16 protein-coding genes are annotated in these 21425 nt (G+C 50.9%); 6 read left to right on the forward strand and 10 right to left on the reverse strand.

Going from position 1 to position 21425, the window contains the following annotated elements; translation table 11 throughout:
- The first annotated feature begins 556 nt into the window (after positions 1-556).
- Both F1728_RS04975 and F1728_RS04980 read left to right on the forward strand, forming a co-directional pair.
- Positions 557-2278: a putative inorganic carbon transporter subunit DabA gene (locus F1728_RS04975; protein WP_155363170.1), complete on the forward strand. Its 1722-nt coding sequence runs from the start codon at positions 557-559 to the stop codon at positions 2276-2278.
- Positions 2279-3004: 726 nt separating this feature from the next.
- Entirely contained in the window at positions 3005-4324 is a 1320-nt protein-coding gene (locus F1728_RS04980) for a hypothetical protein (RefSeq protein WP_155363171.1), read from the forward strand.
- Between the two features lie 228 nt (positions 4325-4552).
- On the opposite strand, the gene F1728_RS04985 is transcribed toward F1728_RS04980, so the two are convergent.
- The gene (locus F1728_RS04985) at positions 4553-5824 is read right to left on the reverse strand and encodes a sialidase family protein (RefSeq protein WP_194242691.1); all 1272 of its coding nucleotides are present in this window, start codon (positions 5822-5824) and stop codon (positions 4553-4555) included.
- Positions 5825-6004: 180 nt separating this feature from the next.
- Positions 6005-6313: a winged helix-turn-helix transcriptional regulator gene (locus F1728_RS04990; RefSeq protein WP_155363173.1), complete on the reverse strand. Its 309-nt coding sequence runs from the start codon at positions 6311-6313 to the stop codon at positions 6005-6007.
- A 135-nt stretch (positions 6314-6448) separates the two neighbouring features.
- On the opposite strand from F1728_RS04990, the gene F1728_RS04995 reads away from it, so the two are divergent.
- Complete coding sequence (locus F1728_RS04995; RefSeq protein WP_155363174.1) at positions 6449-7129, forward strand: FMN-dependent NADH-azoreductase; 681 nt, start codon at positions 6449-6451, stop codon at positions 7127-7129.
- Positions 7130-7308: 179 nt separating this feature from the next.
- Here F1728_RS04995 and ppc read toward each other — a convergent pair whose 3' ends face one another.
- From ppc to F1728_RS05025, 7 genes are all read right to left on the reverse strand, one after another.
- Positions 7309-10014: a phosphoenolpyruvate carboxylase gene (gene ppc, locus F1728_RS05000; protein ID WP_155363175.1), complete on the reverse strand. Its 2706-nt coding sequence runs from the start codon at positions 10012-10014 to the stop codon at positions 7309-7311.
- Between the two features lie 219 nt (positions 10015-10233).
- Positions 10234-10386: a hypothetical protein gene (locus F1728_RS05005; protein WP_155363176.1), complete on the reverse strand. Its 153-nt coding sequence runs from the start codon at positions 10384-10386 to the stop codon at positions 10234-10236.
- Positions 10387-10688: 302 nt separating this feature from the next.
- Entirely contained in the window at positions 10689-10865 is a 177-nt protein-coding gene (locus F1728_RS05010) for a hypothetical protein (RefSeq protein ID WP_155363177.1), read from the reverse strand.
- A gap of 83 nt (positions 10866-10948) precedes the next feature.
- Entirely contained in the window at positions 10949-11671 is a 723-nt protein-coding gene (locus F1728_RS05015) for a cytochrome P450 (protein WP_155363178.1), read from the reverse strand.
- Between the two features lie 26 nt (positions 11672-11697).
- A complete protein-coding gene (locus F1728_RS32495) occupies positions 11698-12057 on the reverse strand; it encodes a cytochrome P450 (RefSeq protein WP_390643488.1) in 360 nt (119 codons plus the stop codon).
- Positions 12039-12191 (reverse strand): hypothetical protein, encoded by a 153-nt coding sequence (locus tag F1728_RS05020; protein ID WP_155363179.1) that lies wholly within the window; start codon positions 12189-12191, stop codon positions 12039-12041. Before F1728_RS05020 ends, F1728_RS32495 begins: the two co-directional genes overlap by 19 nt.
- Before the next feature lie 382 nt (positions 12192-12573).
- Entirely contained in the window at positions 12574-14013 is a 1440-nt protein-coding gene (locus F1728_RS05025; protein ID WP_155363180.1) for a sulfatase family protein, read from the reverse strand.
- Positions 14014-14347: 334 nt separating this feature from the next.
- On the opposite strand from F1728_RS05025, the gene F1728_RS05030 reads away from it, so the two are divergent.
- The 3 genes from F1728_RS05030 (at position 14348) to F1728_RS05040 (ending at position 19955) form a co-directional block, all read left to right on the forward strand.
- Complete coding sequence (locus F1728_RS05030; RefSeq protein ID WP_228030509.1) at positions 14348-16468, forward strand: DUF1592 domain-containing protein; 2121 nt, start codon at positions 14348-14350, stop codon at positions 16466-16468.
- Positions 16469-16490: 22 nt separating this feature from the next.
- Positions 16491-17840 carry a DUF1552 domain-containing protein gene (locus F1728_RS05035; RefSeq protein ID WP_228030510.1) on the forward strand — a complete coding sequence of 450 codons (1350 nt, stop codon included), beginning with the start codon at positions 16491-16493 and terminating at the stop codon, positions 17838-17840.
- Between the two features lie 708 nt (positions 17841-18548).
- On the forward strand, positions 18549-19955 hold the full coding sequence (locus F1728_RS05040; protein WP_155363181.1) for a cation:proton antiporter: 1407 nt from the start codon (positions 18549-18551) through the stop codon (positions 19953-19955).
- A gap of 739 nt (positions 19956-20694) precedes the next feature.
- On the opposite strand, the gene F1728_RS05045 is transcribed toward F1728_RS05040, so the two are convergent.
- Positions 20695-21291 (reverse strand): leucine-rich repeat domain-containing protein, encoded by a 597-nt coding sequence (locus tag F1728_RS05045; RefSeq protein ID WP_155363182.1) that lies wholly within the window; start codon positions 21289-21291, stop codon positions 20695-20697.
- Between the last annotated feature and the right edge of the window lie 134 nt (positions 21292-21425).

The following is a 21425-nucleotide window of genomic DNA, read 5'->3' on the forward strand; positions in this document are numbered from 1 at the left end:
GCAGTGGAATCTTGCTTAATTTCAAGTGACGTCAGACATCCAGACGATTCATCAGCCGCCTCCCCCAACCCCATACTGATCAAAAACATGAACGATTTACGTCAAAAACGTCCGGGCCCAGACCAGTTCTTTCGATACATTTCCCTCAACGCTCTGTTACCGCCTGACAGTCAGGAACTTCATTTTCTAAGTTCTTGATGAACAGAAGTTTTCTCAGTTCATCTCGGAAAAATCTCTCAAGATCATCCAAACATATGACGAACTATTATTGACGAATATATTTTCGTGCTTTATAATACGTGTATTCTAATTCGATTTTTGCTTCAGAAGAAACCACAATGTCTGCTGTAATTGATTTGATCCTGCTCTCCCCCTGACCCACAGACCGGTTTCCAGAAAAAATGTGAACTCAACCACTTGGATTAAACAGTCTTCAAGTCCATTTTTTGATGAGGTGATGCTCGGACAACGTTTAGAAAATCTTGCCTGCCAATAATCCTGCCAGATCATTTTTTGCAGTCGGATATCAATCAAAGCTACTAGAAAGCGTGCCACAATGTCACAAAAGAAATCTGAATCAACATATTTTCCTTTGCCCACATTGCTGAATAGATACTCTCCTGCACAGGTACACCTGATAGAGCACGTTACCGAAGCACTTCATGTTGTTTCTCGAGTGATTTCATCTGTCACGTCTATCAAAGACCAGGTAGCTGTAAATCCATATCATGGAATCTGTGAGCGATCATTCTTGAATGCTCGAAAGTATTTACGAATTTTTTCAGACTATGACACCCTGATGCCTCTGGAATTCTATGCCGAAGAGTTTCATTCCGGACGATTCGGAATTGAACAGATCCAGTCTGCAATCGAGGAACTCGAGAATACTCCAGTCGGTGCGCATCAAATTCCCACCGCGAAGAAAATAGCCGAACGATTACAAAGCCTGGCTGACAACGTGGACCACCTGAACCGTGCTCCTGACCAATTGAGACAGCAACACAACAGACCGGTTCGCACACTGTCTGAGCTGCTGGATCAAAACAAGAATTCCAACTGGTCAGAATTGATCTATGACGAAATCTCAAAGTATTGTGCAATGCATTATGATCAGGGAAATGCAATCTGGCCGAGCCCCTGGCAGGAGCTGACTTTATATCAATCCTGGCGATCGGCAGCGGTCTATGATCGAAACCTCGAATTCCGTGGGCTGTCCGGTTTGCGTAGATACATTTCCCAGCTTCCACATACGCCTGAGATCTCGATCATCTCTTCATTGAAAAGCCTGAATGTTCCACCAGTTCTCTGGGAAACGTACTTACTGTGTCAGGCATTTTCGATTCACAGCTGGTCTGCCTGGATAAAATACCAGGCAAGTGAATCAGAGATTGACGATCTCACAGGGTTACTGGCGATAAGACTCGCGTACGATGCAGCACTTTCAAGAGCTCAGAAATTCGAGATTGACTGGAGTGAATATCCCAGCAAACACCCGATTTCATTTAAGTCATCAACCTCTGCGCAAGATGATGAGATTCTGCGATATACGCTGTTACGCGCTTCAGAAATTGCTTTTCGCGATCAGCTGCTGCGTGGACTCACAGCTCAGACAGACAATACGAAAGTCGTATCAGAGTCGACAGGTAAGTCATCAGCGATAGAATCAGATCGCACCGAGCAAATGCCTGTGTCGAATTCTCCCACAACGATTGATTTATCGCCAGCAGCTGGTGCATGGTCAAAAGCAGGTCCGGAGTGGGAACTGGCAGGGAAACCGGCCTTCGTCATTGCCTCACAAAAATACATCCGGGAAAACGATCTCGAAGCCCATAGCGTTCTGTGCAGTTATGACCACAGTCACGATCCAGAAGGGATCGTGCTTGAGAATATCATGACAGCTCCGATGATTTTCGCCCACTGCAAGAACATGCAATCTTACGCTTCAGCAGTCGATAATCATCAGTCTGGGAGCAGCTTGAATAGCTTACAGAACGTTCTGGTTGACATAGGAATTCTATCTGGTAAGAACGGCGCGATAACGACAGACTCGCCTTGGCAATCGTTGCAGACAGGATCAAGATTCGACCACAAACCAATACGGTTACATGTAGTAATTGCAGCTCCCAGATGCCTGATCGAAAAAATTATTTCCAAACATCAAAATATTATGAATCTACTAAGCGGCAACTGGATGCAACTCGTCTCACTGGATGAGGAACAGGCGTTTGAGTACTCCACTGATGGGATATGGAAAAAGATCGTGCTGCCAGAGAACTGAGCTTCTCCAGGCCCGGTGCGGACTTTCACTCTTCAGTTTCTTTCGAAAGTCATCCTGTTTACGAGCCGGTCCTCTCTCCTGCGAATAGACTGATGTTTCTTAAACGAAAAGCAGGCCATCGCCTGCCGCGTATCTCCTTTCTACGGAGGATCTGGCTTTATATTGACTACGGAAGCACAGACAATAATACTGCCTCCGGGACTAGTCTGATTCTTTTAGCAGGAAAATGCTGAGAATCATCAATCGTCCGATATCATGTCCTATTCATCGTCCGACGATGCCCGATTCATCAAGTCTCCAAAGCATCCAGCCCGCCACCTTGATCAAACCAAATGACGCATTTAAGGGGACTTACTAAGATCATTTTCAACTTAAAAGTCCAGCTCAGGAGAAACACCGCCCCCAACTTTGCCAACTTGCGATCTCCTTGATTTTTGAGGCTCTTAAGCGTTAAATAGGTCCAATTCGAGAACTAGAGCTTTCGTAAATGACTAGTTTCCAGGTGTTTACCACTCCCATTCTGGAAACGCTTCGCCTCCAGTTTTCATATTGTAACCATTTGTTATAAAAGAGTTTGCTGGTTTTATGGACGCGGGATTAGATCCCCCGTCTCATACTTATTATGATAAGCAGCATTGCGACGGAAACTCTTTTTCGCATTATTATCACTCCAGAACTTTCTTTGGGACCAGCCCGCTTCTCAAGACTTAACAAGGTGTATTACCCATGACTGCCTCGACGTCAATTCTCGCGGATAAACTGCACGAGTACCCCCAACAAGATGTCATCGACGGAACCAGCTCAGGATCGGATGCGATTCTCGATGATTGCATTAACAGTTCCGACGGGGTATTGCAATTACTGCATCGTTACGCTGGCCGGACATTTTGTACGCCAGGGAAACGCCTGCGCCTGGATGCGGAGTCGTACTACCCGGACTACATGAACGGGACGGGCCTCGATGAAATCTGGATGTGCTGTACCGTTCCCATCGTGACGGGGGTCATCGATACACGCACGAATAAGGCCCCTTTTCGCGAAGGAGAATCGCACGTCCTCACTCCGAACGGACAAGTCATCTCGCTGCAGGATTTGATCCTCGCCAATCCAGAAACGGTCATGGGTGAGAAGATCACAGCCTTCTCGAAATCGCTGTATGGCGACCCGACCTGGCCGATTGTGTCCAAGAAGTTTGATAATCTGAATCCGATTCCGCACCATCTGCATTGGGCCAAGTGGGAAGTCTATGACATCAACTCTTACGACAACCCGGGAGTCTGTCCGTCCCATTACCACACCACAGCAATGGGACTCTACCCGTTCATCACGAAAGATCAGTTTCTGGCCTGCATGAAGAGTTTCGGCAAAGGCGATTATAACGGGGTTCGTCATCTGTCCCCGCACACGATGATGCATATTGATAACGGCTTCGTGATGCCCAACGGCGTGCTGCACTCGCCGACGGATCTCTGCACACACGAGCTGCACGTCACAATGGACGAGCACTTCCTGGCTGAGGACCTGACGCTTGACGGACGCATTGGAGCAGCCGACGCGTTTTATGCCTGCCGGGAAGAAGACTATCCCAAGGATCGGCACGAAGACTGGGAATACCTGGTTGAAAAGTTCGACTTCGCAGCGAATCAGGATCCGGAATTCGTGCTGAAGAATTCACGACCGGCAATCACCGCCGAAGAATTCGCAGGCGACGGAGTCGACGCCAAGTGGATTGTATATGGCGATTTCCTCGGCGATCAGAAGTGCTCCATCCTCCGCCTCATTCTTGAGCCTGGTGCCAAGACAAATTTCAACCCGGAGAGCCCCGCCCTGTTCCACACGAATGGCGGAAGCGGCCGTGTTGGAAAGCTCAAAGTGCGATATCACCAGGATATGAAGCTGGGCGAACTCTATCCCGAGATTGGGTTCATCACTCAGGCCGCCCTGAATAACGGCGGTGTGGAAATCGAAAACACAGGCAACGAACCGCTGGTGTTGACCTTCGACTTCCCGCAGAATGCACACTCCAAAACGCCCGGTGCTAAGTAACAGCACTCGATGAGAGAATTCGCGATCGAGGCTGCCTCATGGTCATATTGACCGAGGCAGCCCGATCTCTCGCTCACACGTCGCGTCACCAGTCTGCTCTGACTCATGGACTCATCAAGAACATCAACACACCTTCGTCTCACTACTGACTGCGTTGCGCTTTACTGTGCTGGAGCAGTCGTGATGACCATATAAGCAACAGGACTCTAAATTGTGTGATCGGCTTCATTACTGCGAACGGGCCCCTTCCACACCGATTGTATAAATGACCGGAGTGCGGCTTTTGTAACCCTTACTCGCCCGGGACGTCGTGATGACGATGTTGCCCGTCTGGCGGTCTTCAATAGAGTGCCAGTGCGACAGGTTCACGTCCTCTTCGTCAGGTTGTTTCGTGTCAATCACAACCAGATTATCGCGAATAATTCCATAGGTTTTCGGATCGACCTCACCAATGACCAGGGGCCAGCGGGGATGATTGGCCTGGCAGTTTTTCTCACTGATGTTGCCAATCCAGTAAGTACGACCGTTGGAGTGTTTGATCAGTTCTGACATCGAAGAGGGAGAAAAGAAAGGTTCTCCATCAGAGTAGGTCCAGGGCTCTGGCTTGCTCCACTTGTGGCCGCCGTCTTGAGAGATACTGATCCATTTGCGACTGGGCAGCTTATTCGAGGGGTCACTCTTGCCTCCATTACTGCCGCGCATAATGCAGATGAGATTCCCATCCGGCATTTGAGCCAGGGTCGGTTCATACAACCCGCGGACGGTGCGTTTCCCATCGCCTTCGATCGGTTCTGACGACTCCCATTCAAGATCGTTGTTTTCCGTCCAGCGTCCGATGAGGATTCTGGTTTGCAGCCAGTACCAGCCACCGCCGGGATTGTGAAGACTTTTTCCGTCATCTGCCAGCGGGGGCATTTGCATGGGAACCAGGATCGTGCCCTCGCGGGTGCGAATCGGATCACAGCCAAGATCACCGAGGAAGAAGCAGTTCTGACTGATGTGCACACCGTCGACCGGGTACTCGGGGGAATACTCTTTTCCTTTTTGGACGATGGGTTTGTCGTACAGGTAGCTGCGTCCTCCATCAGTCGAGACCCGGTAGCGAAGGTAGTACCAGTGCCATTGCCAGCGCGGCTCATGTGCTTTGGGATCTTTATCAGGTGTGTCCATACAATTGAAAAGCGACAGAATGTTGCCATTGACCGGATCTCGCCAGAGGCCGTAATGGCTGCGTCGGTAGCCGTAGGGAAGGTCTTTGTCAAAATCGGGAGTGGGTTTCACAGGCTCCCATGTGAGACCGTTATCAGTTGAAACGCCATTCAGTTTAATCATTGCCTGACCAGAATGATTCTGATAGATGGCTTTAAACAATGGTGACGTCGCTTTAAGCATTTGCTTCTGCTTTAGCGAAAGCGTTCCCGGATCTGCTGCGCTGGCGGTTTGCATCAGCAGAAACATTATGATGATGGATGATAAGCTCAGATTCTGGAACAGTTTCATGCGTGTCTCTCTGCTTCGAGATTCCATTGACTTTTGGAATTGAGTCTGAAATTACTTCTTGACGATTGATTTCACCACGCTAACTTTCCCGCGCTCTCCACTTCAAGCTGGTATTGTCTTTTTCTTTTTATACGACCATCTGATGCTGGAGTCGTAAGGCGGGAACCCACGGGCGGTTTGTCATTTCTTCAACCGAGCCTCCTGATGCAGAATATCAACTTCGTCGATGATTTCCAGCAAACGTTGACCAAATGTAGACAAAGTGTATTCGACTCGTGGAGGAATTTCGGGGTAACTCGTCTTTTCAACGACGCCATATTCGACGAGTCGCTTGAGTCGCTCCGAAAGGACTTTCGCAGTCATCCCATCGACTGACTTCTCCAATTGCCCCGGTCGTTGAATTCCCTGCTCAATGCGTCGGAGCAGTGTCACCATGTAGCGACAACCCAGACATTTTTCGAAGACTTCGGTTACATCAATCTCACTCATTTTTCCCGCACCCTACTTAAAAGAAAGTACCCCACAAATTTGTGCCCGGTTGAACCTGCCTCGTGAATGGCAATTATACCAGCATAGTTGCTGTAATTCAGATGCCAATACTTTTTGTTGAAAAGGAAAATCGAAATGCCTCACCTGCTCCACATTGATTCAAGCCCCCGCAGCGACCGTTCTCACACACGTGGTCTCACAGCCGACTTTGTGCAAAGATGGCAGGTCAACCACCCCAACAGCACCGTGACGTATCGTGACATTGGACAAAGCCCATTGCCACACGTGACGGAAGAGTGGATCGCAGCGGCATTCACGCCACCGAATGAACGCAGTCAAGCAATGCAGGATGCTCTGCGATTGAGCAACGAACTGATAGACGAGCTATTGCAGGCTGATGTGATTGTTGCCGGGATTCCATTTTACAATTTCGGAATGCCAAGCGGCTTCAAAGCTTACATAGATCAGATTGTGCGTATAGGTCGTACGTTCTTATTTAATCCCGATAACGACGAATCACCGTATACATCGCTCGTTCACGGTAAACGGATGATTGCGGTGATCTCCCGTGGTGATGGTGGGTATGGTCCCGGCGGTCGAAACGAGAAAAACAACCATCTTGATCCACATTTACGGACTGTGTTTCGCTTCATCGGCGTGAACGATTTAGAGATTGTCGCCGCCGAAAATGACGAACATGGTGGTGCGGCTTTGGTCGACTCCTTAGAGACTGCTCGCAGGGAACTTCTGAGGCTTGCGACCGAAGATCAACCGCCAAGGGGTGAACTCGCGCCCTTAACCGCAACCAGAACTTGATGATATACCAATCATGATTCTGGACCGATTGATGAGGAGGCGATCATACCCACCAAGCGTTATACATCCGAATAAATAATTTCAAAACTCCACGAAACCGACACACAAAAGAGTGATTTCAATAGGCACAATAGAAGCGATAATCGACCCGGAATTAAGAACTGAATAATTGGATCGACTTAACCCGTTGTTCTCAAACCCGCAGCAATGCCCTGAATCGACATTCGAATCAGGTGAACCAGATCGTCATCATCTGCTACTTCAGTTTCTGCAGAGCGTTTCCGTTCCAGCAGAATGACCTGCGCGAGGTTGAGTGGGTCAACATAAGGGTTACGGCTTCGTACCGACTTCTTCAACCAGTCAACATCGGCCAGCAATTCAGAATTATCCTTGATCATCAGAATCGAACCGCGACTCAATTCAAACTCCGTAGAGATCATTTCCCAGAGCTCGGATGCATTCTCATCGTGGGCCAGGACAGCATACTCTTGCGCGATCTCCATGTCAGCCTTCGCCAGGGCGAGTTCCGCATTGTCGATCAATGCTCGGAACATGGGCCATTGGCGGTACATCGTGCGAAGCGTCGCCCAGGTCGAGCCATCCTGATCGACAAACTTTCGAATCGAGGTTCCCATTCCATACCAGGCCGGTAAGAGATGACGGGATTGCGTCCAGGCGAACGTCCAGGGAATGGCACGAAGATCATCCAGGGTTCGACGTTCCGCTTTTCTGCGGGAGGGTCGGGAACCGATCGGCAAGGTTTCAATTTCGCTGATGGGTGTCGCTCGATCAAAATAATGCAGGAAACCGGGATGCTCAATCAACTCCCGATACTTCTGCAGAGAAGCCGTGGAGAGTTTCTCCATCGTACCTGCCCACGCAGGATCCAGATCTTGCCGCGGGCCCGCACTCACCATCAGTGTGGCATTGAAGACCTGTTCGAGATGGCGATGCGCGATCACGGGATCATCATATCGTTCCGAAAGAACTTCCCCCTGTTCCGTTACCCGCAATCGCCCCGCCACGGATTTGTGGGGCAGGGATTGAATTGCTCGTGCGGCAGGCCCGCCACCTCGGCCCAGCGCTCCGCCGCGTCCGTGAAAAACCGTCAGTCCGATATGATACTTCTCCGCAGTCTCCGCGAGTTGCTTCTGGGCCTGATGCAATTCCCAGCAAGCCGTCAAATACCCGCCATCCTTGGTACTGTCGGAGTATCCGACCATTACAATTTGAACCCGCTGGTCCGTCTCTGTGAGGTACTGCTGGTAAATGTCATCTGTGAGAAGTTCCTCGAGAATTGACGCAGCATTCCGCAGATCGTCAATCGTTTCAAACAGAGGAATGATCGGCAAAGCCGGAACATCGCGACCCTCGCCTTGTTGCTGGAGCCAGGCGGTTCGCCACAGCCAGAGGACTGTCATCACGTCCTGAGCGGAATGCGTCATGCTGATGATGTAACCGCCAATCGATTCCGGGCCCCACTGATCGTAGGCTTCCGCCAATAAAGTAAACGTCTCAAAAACTTCACGGGACTCGTCGCTCAGTTGAGAGACATCGATGCTGCATGGTGTGCCTGTTGAAATAAAATCCAGGGCATCGACCTGGTTGCCCGGTTTCTGCAAAGAGACGACCTCATCCAGGCAGCGGCGATGAACAACCGAATTTTGTCGCACGTCGAGGCAAGCAAAGTGAAGTCCGAAGGTACGCGCCAGGTCGATCCAGGGCTGCAAATACTGCTCGGCAATTCTTCTTCCCCGATTTTTCTGAACGCTCTCATGTAACTTATCCAGATCATCGCGGAATTCTTCAACAGATTGATAGCTACCGGCCGCAGGCTGATCCTGGGAAAGCGAATCGAGAGTTCGTTCCAATCTAAACTCCAGCATCTTCATAAACTGCCGGGGCGTTTCCAATTCTGAGATAGAGGCCAGTTTATCCTTGAGTTCGGGTGCGTTCTCACAACAACGTGTAATCCGCTCGCGCAGGATTGGTTCGGAAGAGATCTGTTGATCGGACATCACGATCTGCTTCCGCAGTTTTCGACACATCCGCAAGTGGCCTTCAATAGCGGCCCGTCGTAGCTTTGCAAATGTTTCGCGTGTCACTTCTGCGGTCACAAAGGGATGACCATCTCGGTCACCACCAATCCAGGTTCCAAATGACAACACTCGCGGAATTTCGAAATGGTGGTTTGGATAAGTCTGGCCTAGTGCCTGCTTCAGTTCGCTGTAAATACGGGGAACAACGTCCCAGAGGGTCGAGGCAAAGTACAACCCCCGACTGACCTCACTCATCACCGGAGGACGTTCTGGACGGATGAAGTCTGTTTGCCACAGAACTGTCAAATCTGCCACGAGCTCCTGTTCTAGATCCGTCTTGCCGCTGGCCTCGATATCGGGGAGCACTTGCCGAATTCCCCGCAGTAACTGGCGCGTCGTTCGTCGTTTTGCCTCGGAAGGATGAGCGGTGAACACGGGCTCAATCTTCAACTGATCGAGCCAGCGTTGCATTTCGGCAGCCGGAAGTCCCTGTTGGTGCAATTCGGAGATGGCAGCAGCGATCGATTCGCTCCGTGGGTCTCCATGGTTTCTGGATTTCCGATCGCGTTCATTGAGAATTTCAATACGAACGCGTTCCTCTGCGGCGTTTGCCAGATCAAAGAAGAGACTGAGCCAGCGGATCACATCACGCAATTCAGACGGTTCGAGATCTTGCAGGGTGGCAACGAGGCGTTTCTCAGCATCGGGAAGCCCGGATCGACGTTCAATCGCCAATCGACGGATCTTCTGCATCACGTTAGCAAGGGATTCTCCAACCTGTTCCCGAACAACAAGATCGAGCAGGTCAACAAGATAATTGAGTCTTTGATCACTTCGGTTTAACATTATTCTCTTGAACTATTTATTGCGGTTCTAATATGAGCGTTTCATTATGAGCACATATGTTATCAACTTTGACGTGGAAAGGAAAAGCAAGAAAGCAAGCGGATTTATCGTGAGCATGAACGACTAACGCAACAGCACAGTGGATGCCTGTCTCGACCGATCAAAATCTAACAGTGTCTGCCGTTCCTATTCCGCTATCCCAGCATCGTCATCGTTTTGCTAACGCACCAACCCGGTCAAAGTGACGTAGTGCTCGATAAAGACTCGCATCTGACTGGCTGTCCAGCCCTGCTGCTGCTGAATCAGGGTCAGGAATTCAATGAATTGCTCCGCTTCACGACAGGCTTTTAGACGAGCCGAGTGGCAGATCACCGTTTTCTCCTCCGGTGTTTAATCGAAGATGAACAGCCCCTGTTGGTCGGCCTGTTGCAACGCCTTCCCCGATTTATCGACCATCTGCCAGGGAACCAGACCGGTCACACCATATCGTCAGGCATCCACTGCCCGGGCCTGCAGTTGACGATTACTCTCGTGAACCGGGTTCGAAATACCAGAAACCCAACCCAGACCCGCAAGCCATCCCGCTGCATGCGGTCGGTGACAAGCCTGCGATCGTTCTGAAACGCCGAGGCCGAAACAACCTACAGGTCTCCCCGCCCGGCGAGTTCTCCCCGTCAATTCTCCGGACGAAAGATATTAATCCGATAGTCAATCGGAATTTCGTCGGCGCGTCTCCGCCCTTGGGTCAGGACGTATTTTGCCTGGAACAGGTCCACGCGCCAATTCTGCAAATCGAGCTGACATTGGACGGAAACCGCTTCGTCACCACGCAGGTGTATCGAGAAGTCCATCACTTCACCCGGAGAGAATAGAAATTTGTCAGGAAACGTAGCGCCTGGACGAGTGCCAGCCGGGTTTATTATAACGCACGCCTTCACTCGCTTCCCTCAGGTAATAAACCTTCTGAATCGAATCGAACGGGGAGTTGATCTAAACCGCGCATCGTCAATCCGGGAAGCCACCGAGGTTCTGGTTGCTCCGGATTCAAACGCATCTCGGGAAATGTTCTGAGGAGTGATGAGATAGCAACTTCACTTTCGAGTCGCGCTAAACCTGCCCCCAGACAGTAATGCATGCCGAAGCCAAACGACATGTGAGCCGTTGCATGCCTGCATTGAAATTGAAGCTGTTCTCCTGCCATAAAATATTGAGGGTCGCGGTTTGCCGCATAGAAACAGAAAAGCACTTTTTCACCCGGCTCAATACTGACACCTTGAAGTTCGATCTTCCTGATCGCCACGCGTAGAGTACTGAACTCCAACGGGCACTCCCAACGGAACAGTTCCTCCACTACAGTTGCCAGCTCATGTTGACCACTTTGAATCTCATTCCAGAGCCCACGATTCGTTAACAGTGTCAAGGCACTGTTTCCAATCAGATTCATAGCCGTCTCGTATCCTGCAGATAAAAGCAGAAAACTGCTGGAAATCAAATCTTTCTCCGAGAGATCACCATCAGCATGACGCGTTACCAGACGCCTGAATAAGGTGTCAGAATTTGAATCACACTCCCTGACAGCAAGATCCAACAGGTAATTCTGAAAATTCGCAGCGATCTCACGTGCAACTGCGGTCCCCTCCAGATCAGCCTGATTCAACCTCTGTAACCATAGTCCAATCAGCTCTATGTCGCGTTCCGGCACCCCCGGGAACTGGCAGATGACATGCAATGAAAAAGGTGAGCAAACACCTGTAGCAGGTTTGCCTCCCTCATTGCAGTCATATCAGCAATCAGTCGATCTGCGATTTCCTGAATTTGAGGGCGCATTTGTAAGACTCGACTGCGAGTGAATTCCGTAGCAAGCAGCGAGCGTAGGGAAGTGTGTTCGGGGGGATCGGTGGTATGCAGATGTTGATAAACAGGATGCAAATCTGAAGCTGATGCTTCCGAACTATCATTGGATGCTCCCACTACACACTTTTTGAAATCCTTCGACAGATCCGGAGAATTGATCAGGCGCCGCGTCAGGTCGTAGTCCAGCACCAGCCAGGGCTCCTGACCACCGGGTAAGCTGACTCCGCGTATTCAAGTCCAGACCGGTCCAGCAGGCCGCGACAGCACACCACACCGTCTGCAGCAAAGCGAGTGGCATAGCTCAACTCCTCGGTTCGCGTCATGCGGTTGATTCCTCACACGATCCCAATCAATCGGGTGGGTGTTATCACACCTGATGTAGAACTTCTTATGAGAGTAATGGGATTCAGATGTGTATACTCAGTCCGAAAATAGTCCGACTGTGTCCGATTCAGGGAATTTCCAATGCGAAAGTCTCTCGGACCGGCTCTTCCCAAATATCGTATTCAATGGGACTTATCGAAATCATTTTCAACTTGATATCCAGCTCAAAAGTGACACCCGCCACTATAAAAAGAGCCACTTGCGATTCGCCGCAAGTGGCTCTTTTTTTACGTGACATACGGTATATAGCTTTGCCAGCGATCAGCCTGACTGAAATCAGATAATTAGTCACAGATCAAGCTTCATAGCTGATAATCAGTGTTACCGATACTCTTCCCAGAGGTCAGAGTTTTCATAACTGTCGCGAATACGCCACTCGCGGAGGATGGCGAGCAGCTCTTTCTTCTTTTCGGCATGTTCCGGCGCATCCCAGAGGTTGTCTACCTCCAGGGGATCGGGTGTGAGATCAAACAACTGTCCCCACGGTTCGTCCAGAAAGTGAACCAGTTTCCAATCCTGCGTCCGCACCATGGTCATAAACTTGCTGGTTGTCAGAATACCGTCTTTGGCCTGTTCAGCGAAAACGACGTCACGTAAACATGACGCCGCTTCAGGACCTGATTCCAGCAACGGCAACAGGCTGCGTGCTGCCATTGGTTCCGGGATGGGGATATCAGCAAGCTCCATCAATGTGGGACCCAGATCCATCTGCTGAACCAGACCATCAATCGCCCGCGGTTCGCCAAAGCGACCCGGCGCCCAGATAATCATCGGCACACGTGTAATAACGTCATACATGGTCCATTTCTGACTGTGTCCATGGTCTGTCAGGCAATCGCCATGATCGGAACTGAAGATCACAATTGAGTTGTCGAGCAGTCCCTTCTCTTCCAGAGCAGTCATAATCTCCCCCACCTTTTCGTCAATCATCGTGACGTTCGCCAGATAATAGGCGCGCTGTCGGTGCCGCTGTTCTTCCGTGGGTTCGAGGAGATGCACGACTGAGTCATGATCAACCTCGTTGTTATGAATTCGCATCGCCTTCAACGGGTCCGGCTGGTGTGTCAGATCACTTTCCAGAACAGGTGCGATGTTGAGATCTTTCTTCAGATAAGACTCGGTGTACCGCGGAATCGGATCATAGGGAGGATGCGGGCCGGGAAACCCAATTTCCAGAAACAGCGGTTCACTCACGGGGTAATTGCGGATCCAGTCGACCGCCATGTTCCCCACGAACATGTCAGGGTGCATATCCTCATCCAGCAGCCAGTCAAAGGCGCCCAGGCTTTCTCTGTAATCAGGTAACTGGCGGTAGAGTTCCCGTTGCTGTTTCACCAGACCGCGGGCTCGTAAGGCTTTGTCCCACTCATCGTAGAAGTAACGACCTTCCAGGTAGCGATCTTTGTTCTCCACAACATACCGTTGATCGAATCCCAGAGGAGTCGTGTAGGGCCAGCTGTGCATCTTGCCGATATTGACCGTCTGATAACCACCCTCTTGCAGGTTTTCGATCCAGCCATGCTTCCAGGTATCTGCATTTTTCAGAATCCCCGTCGTGTGTGGATAATGACCTGTAAAGAGCGATGCTCTCGCAGGAGCACAGGAAGCAGCGGTGATAAAACAGTTGTTAAATACAATTCCCTCGCGATGCAGACGATCCAGGTGGGGCGTTTCCATAAAATCATAGCCGGCAGCATGAATCGTATCGAAGCGCTGCTGATCGGTAATGATGAATATGATGTTTGGTCGTTGATCTGTCATTGGAATGCCCTGCGCCTCGGCTCTGGTATGATAACTTTAAGCAGTTGAGATCTTTGATTGTATCAGAACGGTTTGGTTTATCTACCAGACACGAACAGACAGGCACAAGTACCGCAGCGGGATATGGCTAAGCTGAAACAGAAAATCAAGAGCAGTTTGTTGCCTGCACTCTGCCTTCAACCCAAGGCTGTATATTGAGCACTCCCACAAAATCAGGAGATATCCACTCCGTAATAGACATCGTGGGGGAGCTGAGCTAATATATAAACGGCAAGTTATACATAGAACGAGCTTAGTCATATCCTCATTGGTGAATCCCGGATCAGAGGCGACCTTGATATCACGATTTTCGTTTAACAGTGTTTTTGTGGCGATCTGGCTTTCGCCCCTGTTTAGCCAGGGAGCTGAGCCTGCGTCTGATCCACAGACTGACACTTTCTCTACCATCATACAGCCGGCCTTTCAGCAGTTCTGTGTTAAATGTCACGGCAAGAATGGAAAAGTTGAAGGCGAAGTCAATCTGCTCAGACTGGAAAATTCCGATCAGCTGATAAGCACTCCGGAAACGTTGCAGGATTTAATTGACGCGATCGACTCCGGATACATGCCACCTGAAAGTGAACAGCCTCTTTCTGAAATGACGCGTACGCAACTGGTAGCCAGTCTGAAAACATACCTGAAGCAATCGATTGAATCAGCGGAGAACGTGCCGGGCACACCGATTCGGCGAATGAACCGGTTTCAGTACAACAATGCCGTTCAGGATCTGTTCCAGCTGAAAGTGGAAGTCTTCTCACTCCCAGAACGGATGATGCGGGAGTACGACAATTACTTTCAGCCACAAACCGGAAAAATGCCTCAGCAGGTGCGAGTCGGCAGTCGTCCGCTGGGCAAGTCGCAGTTGATCGAAAAACGCCTGGGCGGAGTAGCTGCATTTCCACAGGACCTGCGGGCCGAAAACGGGTTTGATAATCGAGCCGATCACCTTTCGCTTTCCCCACTACTGCTGGAATCATTTCTGAGACTGAGCCGTTCCATTGTCTTCAGTACCGACTTCAACTCCAAAACCTGTGGTATCTGGAAGGAGTTCTTTGCACCTCCGGCAGAAGGGACAGCGGAAGAAACACAGGCGATCGTGGAAGCACGCTTGAGGAAATTTCTGACACGCGCTTTTCGACGTCCTGCCAGCGACAAACTTGTGGAGCGTTATACCTCGTATGTTATAAGTCAGATACAACAACAAAAGTCTTTTACGGAAAGTATGCAGGAAGCGGCAGCAGCGGTACTGGCTTCGCCCCAGTTTTTCTATCTGTATGATCAGCCAGCCGAGGGAGCCACTCCGAATCAGACAGACATTGATGATTTCAGTCTGGCTTCGCGTCTCTCGTTTTTCCTCTGGGGAAGTATTCCTGACCAGCCCCTGCTCGACCTGGCTGCGGCTGGAAAACTTCATGAGCCTGATGTGCTAACCGAGCAGGTTGACCGCATGCTGCATGACGAACGCCTGAAGCGATTCTGCGACAGCTTTCCCACCCAATGGCTGCAACTGGAACGCATTATCTCTTCCACTCCTGATCGTCAGCGGTACCCGCAGTTCTACTTTTCCAAGTACCGCGCCAGTATGCATATGATGCTGGAGCCATTACTCTTGTTTGAAACCTTACTGATTGAAGATCAGTCCGTCCTCAAGTTAATCGATTCCGACTTCAGTTATCGTAGTGATTTGCTGGATGCCTGGTACCGCAATGGGACGCGCGGAAATCCAGGCTCACCGGTGACAGTGCAATTTCGACGTGTGCCTGTCAAAAACCGGCGGCAGGGCGGAGTCATCACCAACGCAGCCGTCATGACGATGACATCGAATGCCACGCGAACTCAGCCGATTACCCGCGGTGCCTGGATTGCGGGCGTCATTCTGAACGATCCCCCCAAACCTCCGCCCGCTGATGTCCCCTTACTGGAAGACAAGCCGAAGTCTGGCGAAGAAAACCTCACATTGCGTGAGCGATTCGCTGCCCATAGAGAACATGCCAGTTGTGCTGGCTGTCACCAGCGGATCGATCCACTAGGTTTTGCGTTAGAAAATTATGATGCAGCCGGCCTCTGGCGTAAAACATACCCCAACGGGCGAATGGTCGACGCCAGTGGCAAGTTGCTCAGCAAACATGAATTCGCAAATATCATCGAGTTCAAAGATGCTTTGCTGACCGAAAAGGATCGCTTTACCCGCGCGTTTGCAGCACATCTGCTTGCATTTGCCCTGGGACGCGAAATGGGAACTGCTGATTCATTCGCTCTGGAAAAGATTGTGACGGAAACAGCAGCCGCAGATTACCGCTTCCAGTCTCTCATCAAACAAATCGTATTAAGTCGCCCTTTCTCACAGGGTACAGTCAGGCAGGGAAACCAGGCTGTGTCATTAAATCAGCAAACTCATCCTGAAAATATTCCGTAACATGTTAGCGTAGAATGGCAGAATGATGATGAAAACCAGTCGGCGATCATTTCTCCGCGGAGCAGCAGGTGCGACACTGGCATTGCCCTGGCTGGAAAGTCTCGCACACTCTGAAGATCCTCCGAAACCGGCTCAACGCCTGGCGGTCTTCTATGTGCCCATTGGTGTGGTGCGTCGCGGTTTCTTTCCGGGCGAACAGAATGCGGCGATTCCCAAATTCACAAGCAGTCAGGAAGAGATTACCCGGGAAACCGGCCTGAAAGTGGGGCTGCGTACTCTGCAAGAACTGACGCCCACTCAGCAACCACTCGAAAAAGTAAAGCAGAAAATCACGCTCATCACTGGCATGGATCGCTTCTACAAGCATGGAAGCGATGTGCACGCCCAATGCGCCTCCTGTTTTTTAAGCAGCGCCACTGCCCATGCGGTCAAGTCGTCAGTGTACCCCCTGGCGCGTACGCTCGATCATATCATTGCGGACTACGTCGGGGAGCAGACTCCCTTCCGCACCCTGGAGCTGAGTTGCAACAGCCATCGGGACAACAAAGAGTCAATCTATTTTGACAATATCTCCTGGTATGGCACGGGACATGTCGCGCCTTCGATGCGCGATCCACGGAAAGTCTACCGCCGCTTGTTCGGCACACAGGAGAATCAGGCGTTTCGCGACATCACGGGACTGGTTCTCGAAGATGCCCGTTCACTAAACAGAAGACTCGGCCGGGCAGACCGTGAGAAATTTGAGGAGTACTTCGATGGCATCAGGACGATCGAAGAGCAGATGGACAAACTCGATCAGATCAAACATGAAATAGGCAAAGCTTCTGTCAAAGAACCAGATAACTCACAACTCCCCCGTGGCCAGTATATTCGTCTGATGGGAGACCTGATGGTGTCAGCACTACAGGTTGGTTTAACCAATGTGGCCACGCTGATGATTGGCCCCGAACGCTGGGATACCCCCATGCGCTACGAATCGCTGTTCGACAAACCGATGAGCCATCATCAGATGTCGCATAATCAAAACAAGTACATGAAAGAACTGCTGCAGGTAGATCGATTCCATATGGAACAGTTTGTTTATCTCGTTGAGAAGATGGACGCCATTCGCGAGGCGAATGGAACGTCATTGCTGGATAATACCATCTTCACGTATGGCTCAGGTCTGGGAGACGGTGCGACACATCAATATACCGACCTGCCCATCGTCGTCGCCGGTTCGGGTGGAGGACAATTAAAAACCGGACAGCACCTGCACTGCTCAGATGGCACGGCCCTGGCCAACCTCTGGCTCACCCACGCACAAGTCATGGGCCTCAAGCTCGACCGCTTCGCCGACAGCACCGGCCCCGTCCAGCAATTACTGACCTGATACACTCGCGGTTCTCTGTTCAACTCTTGATATACGAGACTGCATTCTAAACACAGTCAGAACGAGAGCAGTTCGGTATCGTCTTCCAGGGACGCAAAAAAGTTATCGGTCCCTTCAGACCAGTCTGCTAACTTTCGTTCGCCAGAATCCAGCACTGCTTCCATCAATCCGTCGTCTGTTGTAATTCTGCTTCGCGCGCGAGGCGGATGATGCGTGCACCGGAACCTGTCTCACTTGTGACTCAGATCCACCTGAATCGACGTCGATTTTTCCCGCTTTTCACCGGAACAGAATGAACCGGTTCCCGCTGTCTCGTACAATCTCAAATCATTTCGCAGCACATTCAGAGCATTTCACAGCAGACTCCCCCCCACTTCACTGCACACTCGGAGCCAGTCAACACACCCGTTCCACTTGACGCCCCCACGCCGTTTCACAAAATGCCAGATCGTCAGCCCCATCGATGCAGAATCAAAAATAATTGAAGGACAGACTCTGCTTCAGAACCGGCACCGTACTCAGGAAACTAGGCACGTATTTTACCAGAGCGCAACGCAGCCCCAGAGATGAAAATTGTTAAGTAGAACCTGAACGGCTTTCCTGAGCCGGGAACAGATCAGCCTGGCCAACCGAAGCCTGTTGTTTTTTCTCTACCGCGAAACCACCAGACTCCTTTTCTTCCCGGCTCAAGTCCCTATAATATCGCTCATGAACTTTTTCGATATCGCCGGCATACTCGTAGCCCTCGCAGCGGCCTTCGCATTCATTAACCACAAACTGCTCAAGCTGCCCACAACGGTCGGCCTGATGCTGTTGGCGATGCTGCACGCAATCGCCCTGCTGCTGATCGATCGGATCGTGCCCGGGGCGACGGTGCTCACCGCGGCCGAAACGCTTATCGGCTCGATCGACTTCGACCAGACGCTGATGCAGGGCATGCTCGGCTACCTGCTCTTTGCCGGGGCACTGCACGTCAACCTTAACGACCTCAAGGAGCAAACCGCGGCCATTGCCCTGCTCGCGACCATCGGCGTCCTCGCCACGACATTCATCGTCGGCGGACTCACCTTCGTGATCACCGGCTGGCTCGGCATCGAAGTCCGCTTCATCTACTGCCTGATCTTTGGCTCCATCGTCGCCCCCACTGACCCGATCGCGGTCTTGGGAATCTTCAAGAGCCTCGGTGCCCCCAAGTCGCTGGAGACCAAGATCGCCGGCGAGTCGCTGTTCAACGACGGCGTCGGCGTGGTGGTCTTTATTGCACTTCTGGGCATCGCTGGGTTGGGCGGGCATGGCGAGTCGCACGCAGACGAAAATCAGCAGCAGGAGTCGAGCCAGGTCGTTCAGCAGAGCGAACAGGAACCTCAGCACGAGGCTCAAGCAGACACAGAGGTCGCAGAGACGAACGCCAGCGACGTCGCAAAGCTCTTCGCCCTCGAAGCCGGCGGCGGCATTGCGCTGGGCTTTGTGCTGGGGCTGCTCGCATTCCTGCTGTTGCGATCCATCGATCACTACGCGACGGAGATTTTGATCTCGCTGGCGATTGTGACGGGCGGATATGCGCTGGCGATGAAGCTGCACCTCTCCGGGCCGCTGGCGATGGTGGTCGCAGGGCTGATCCTGGGTAACCACGGCCGCACACTGGCGATGTCCGACAAAACCCGCGATCACCTGGACACCTTCTGGGAGCTGGTCGACGAACTGCTGAACGCGGTACTGTTTGTACTGATCGGCCTGGAGGTCCTGGTGCTGTCATTCCATGAGAAATATCTGCTCGCCGGTGCGCTGGCCATCCCCGCGGCACTGCTGGCGCGGTTCCTCTCAGTGGGCACGGTGATCACCACCCTGAAGAAGTTGGCCGGCCGACAGTTCACATCGCATGCGATCAAGGTCATGACCTGGGGCGGTCTCCGCGGCGGAATCAGTGTGGCCCTCGCCCTCTCGCTCAAAGAAGAGATCCACTCCCAGCAATCGCAGTACGATACCGTCGGCGAACTCATCCTGACCATGACCTACGTCGTCGTCGCCTTCTCCATCCTCGTCGGCGGCCTGACCATCGGCCCCATGCTCAACCGCCTGGGCCTCGCAGGACAAAGCAAACCAGACGCCCATTAACTATTGATAAAAACAAAGAGTCTTGACCCCTTATTCTGTCTGGAAAACACTCGCCGTTCAACGCGCTATTTGCAGCGAAACCGTACAGCGGGATGACTGCGACAAACGTCCAAGCAGCCCCGGAATAGATAGCAGAAATGAATAGCGTGCTTATCGAAAGTGGCGTATTATACAACCATTGCAGTTGCTGCTCAGGCATCACCTTTTCGAGGAGATCGTCATTCGATGATTCAGAGTTATTGTTCATCTTTCAAACTCGCTGAATGACTGGACGCGGAGCTGCCTGGCACGTCAAGAGAAATTTTTTAGGCCCGAAACGAAATTGAATCTCTATAATCACGAATATATAGTGATTGAATTGTGACACTATAAGCTACTTCAAAGGACGCAGATTCTTGAAGAAGTATATCCCGATATTGTTATTGATGCCCTTTGTTTTTGGTCTTAAATTCACTCTGGAAAGCGTCTTTCCGAGACTGCAGAAAAAGTTCGGTGACCACAATACGGAATCAGGAGTAATCTCTCTGTTTTCTTTTGTGATTCTGACAATGATCTACTCTCGCTGGATGAGACGAAAAAGCAGAGATGACGGATGAATTCCGCCTAACCGACTCAAGAACTTGATATACTGATCCGGAAAGTGGACCAATTGATGATGAATTCAAGAGAATGGATATATGATGGCGAAACGCACTCTTCATAATAATTAGTCATCTTTTCGCTTTTCAGAAAATAGTGTTCATCGTTCAATCTGGCAATCGGGCACCGCTTCCCGAAAAGCCGCGATGCCTTTGTCCGTCACACCTGTTTTGCCGAGAAACAACATCTTCAAGCTCTTCAAACTCTGAAGTTGTTTGAGACCGGCGTCTGTTATCTGAGTGTCGCCAAGTCCAAGCCTTTCAAGCTCAGACAGTGAAACAAGGTGGATTAAACCGGCGTCCGTAACCGGAGTACTACCTAAAAGAAGCACTTTCAGATTCTTCAGCTTGCCAATTCCATCCAGATCTGAGTCTTTAATCGAAACTCCACTCAGGGACAGAATTTCCAGCTCGGGAATCTGTGTAACCAGGGTGATTGCTCCTTCATTCAGGTTCGATCCTTCGAAGATAACACTTTTGATTCCACCATTGGGATTAGGTACAACCACTGCCCCCATGCCTTCCAGCGCGGACTGCGTTGTCGTATCGGGTTCGTTTTTTTGGCTGGAAAACGACAAAGAATCTTCACCAGTCTCTGCCGCAGGGTTATTATCGGAGATTGCCTCCGGGGAACCGTTTTGTTCCCCCTGACATCCGATCAACAGCATGGCCAAAAGAAAAGTAGAGATGCGTTTCATATGTTTCAACTCCCTGATATTACATTCTGAGTCCCAAAACAAATATTTTAGATCAACATCACGTTACAATCTTTTTCAAAAGTGAGTAGCCGGTTGAGCCTGTAAAAACGCCTGAGTGAGCCTCATACTTCAGT

It is taken from the genome of Gimesia benthica (genome assembly GCF_009720525.1).
GTDB classification, from domain to species: Bacteria; Planctomycetota; Planctomycetia; order Planctomycetales; family Planctomycetaceae; genus Gimesia; species Gimesia benthica.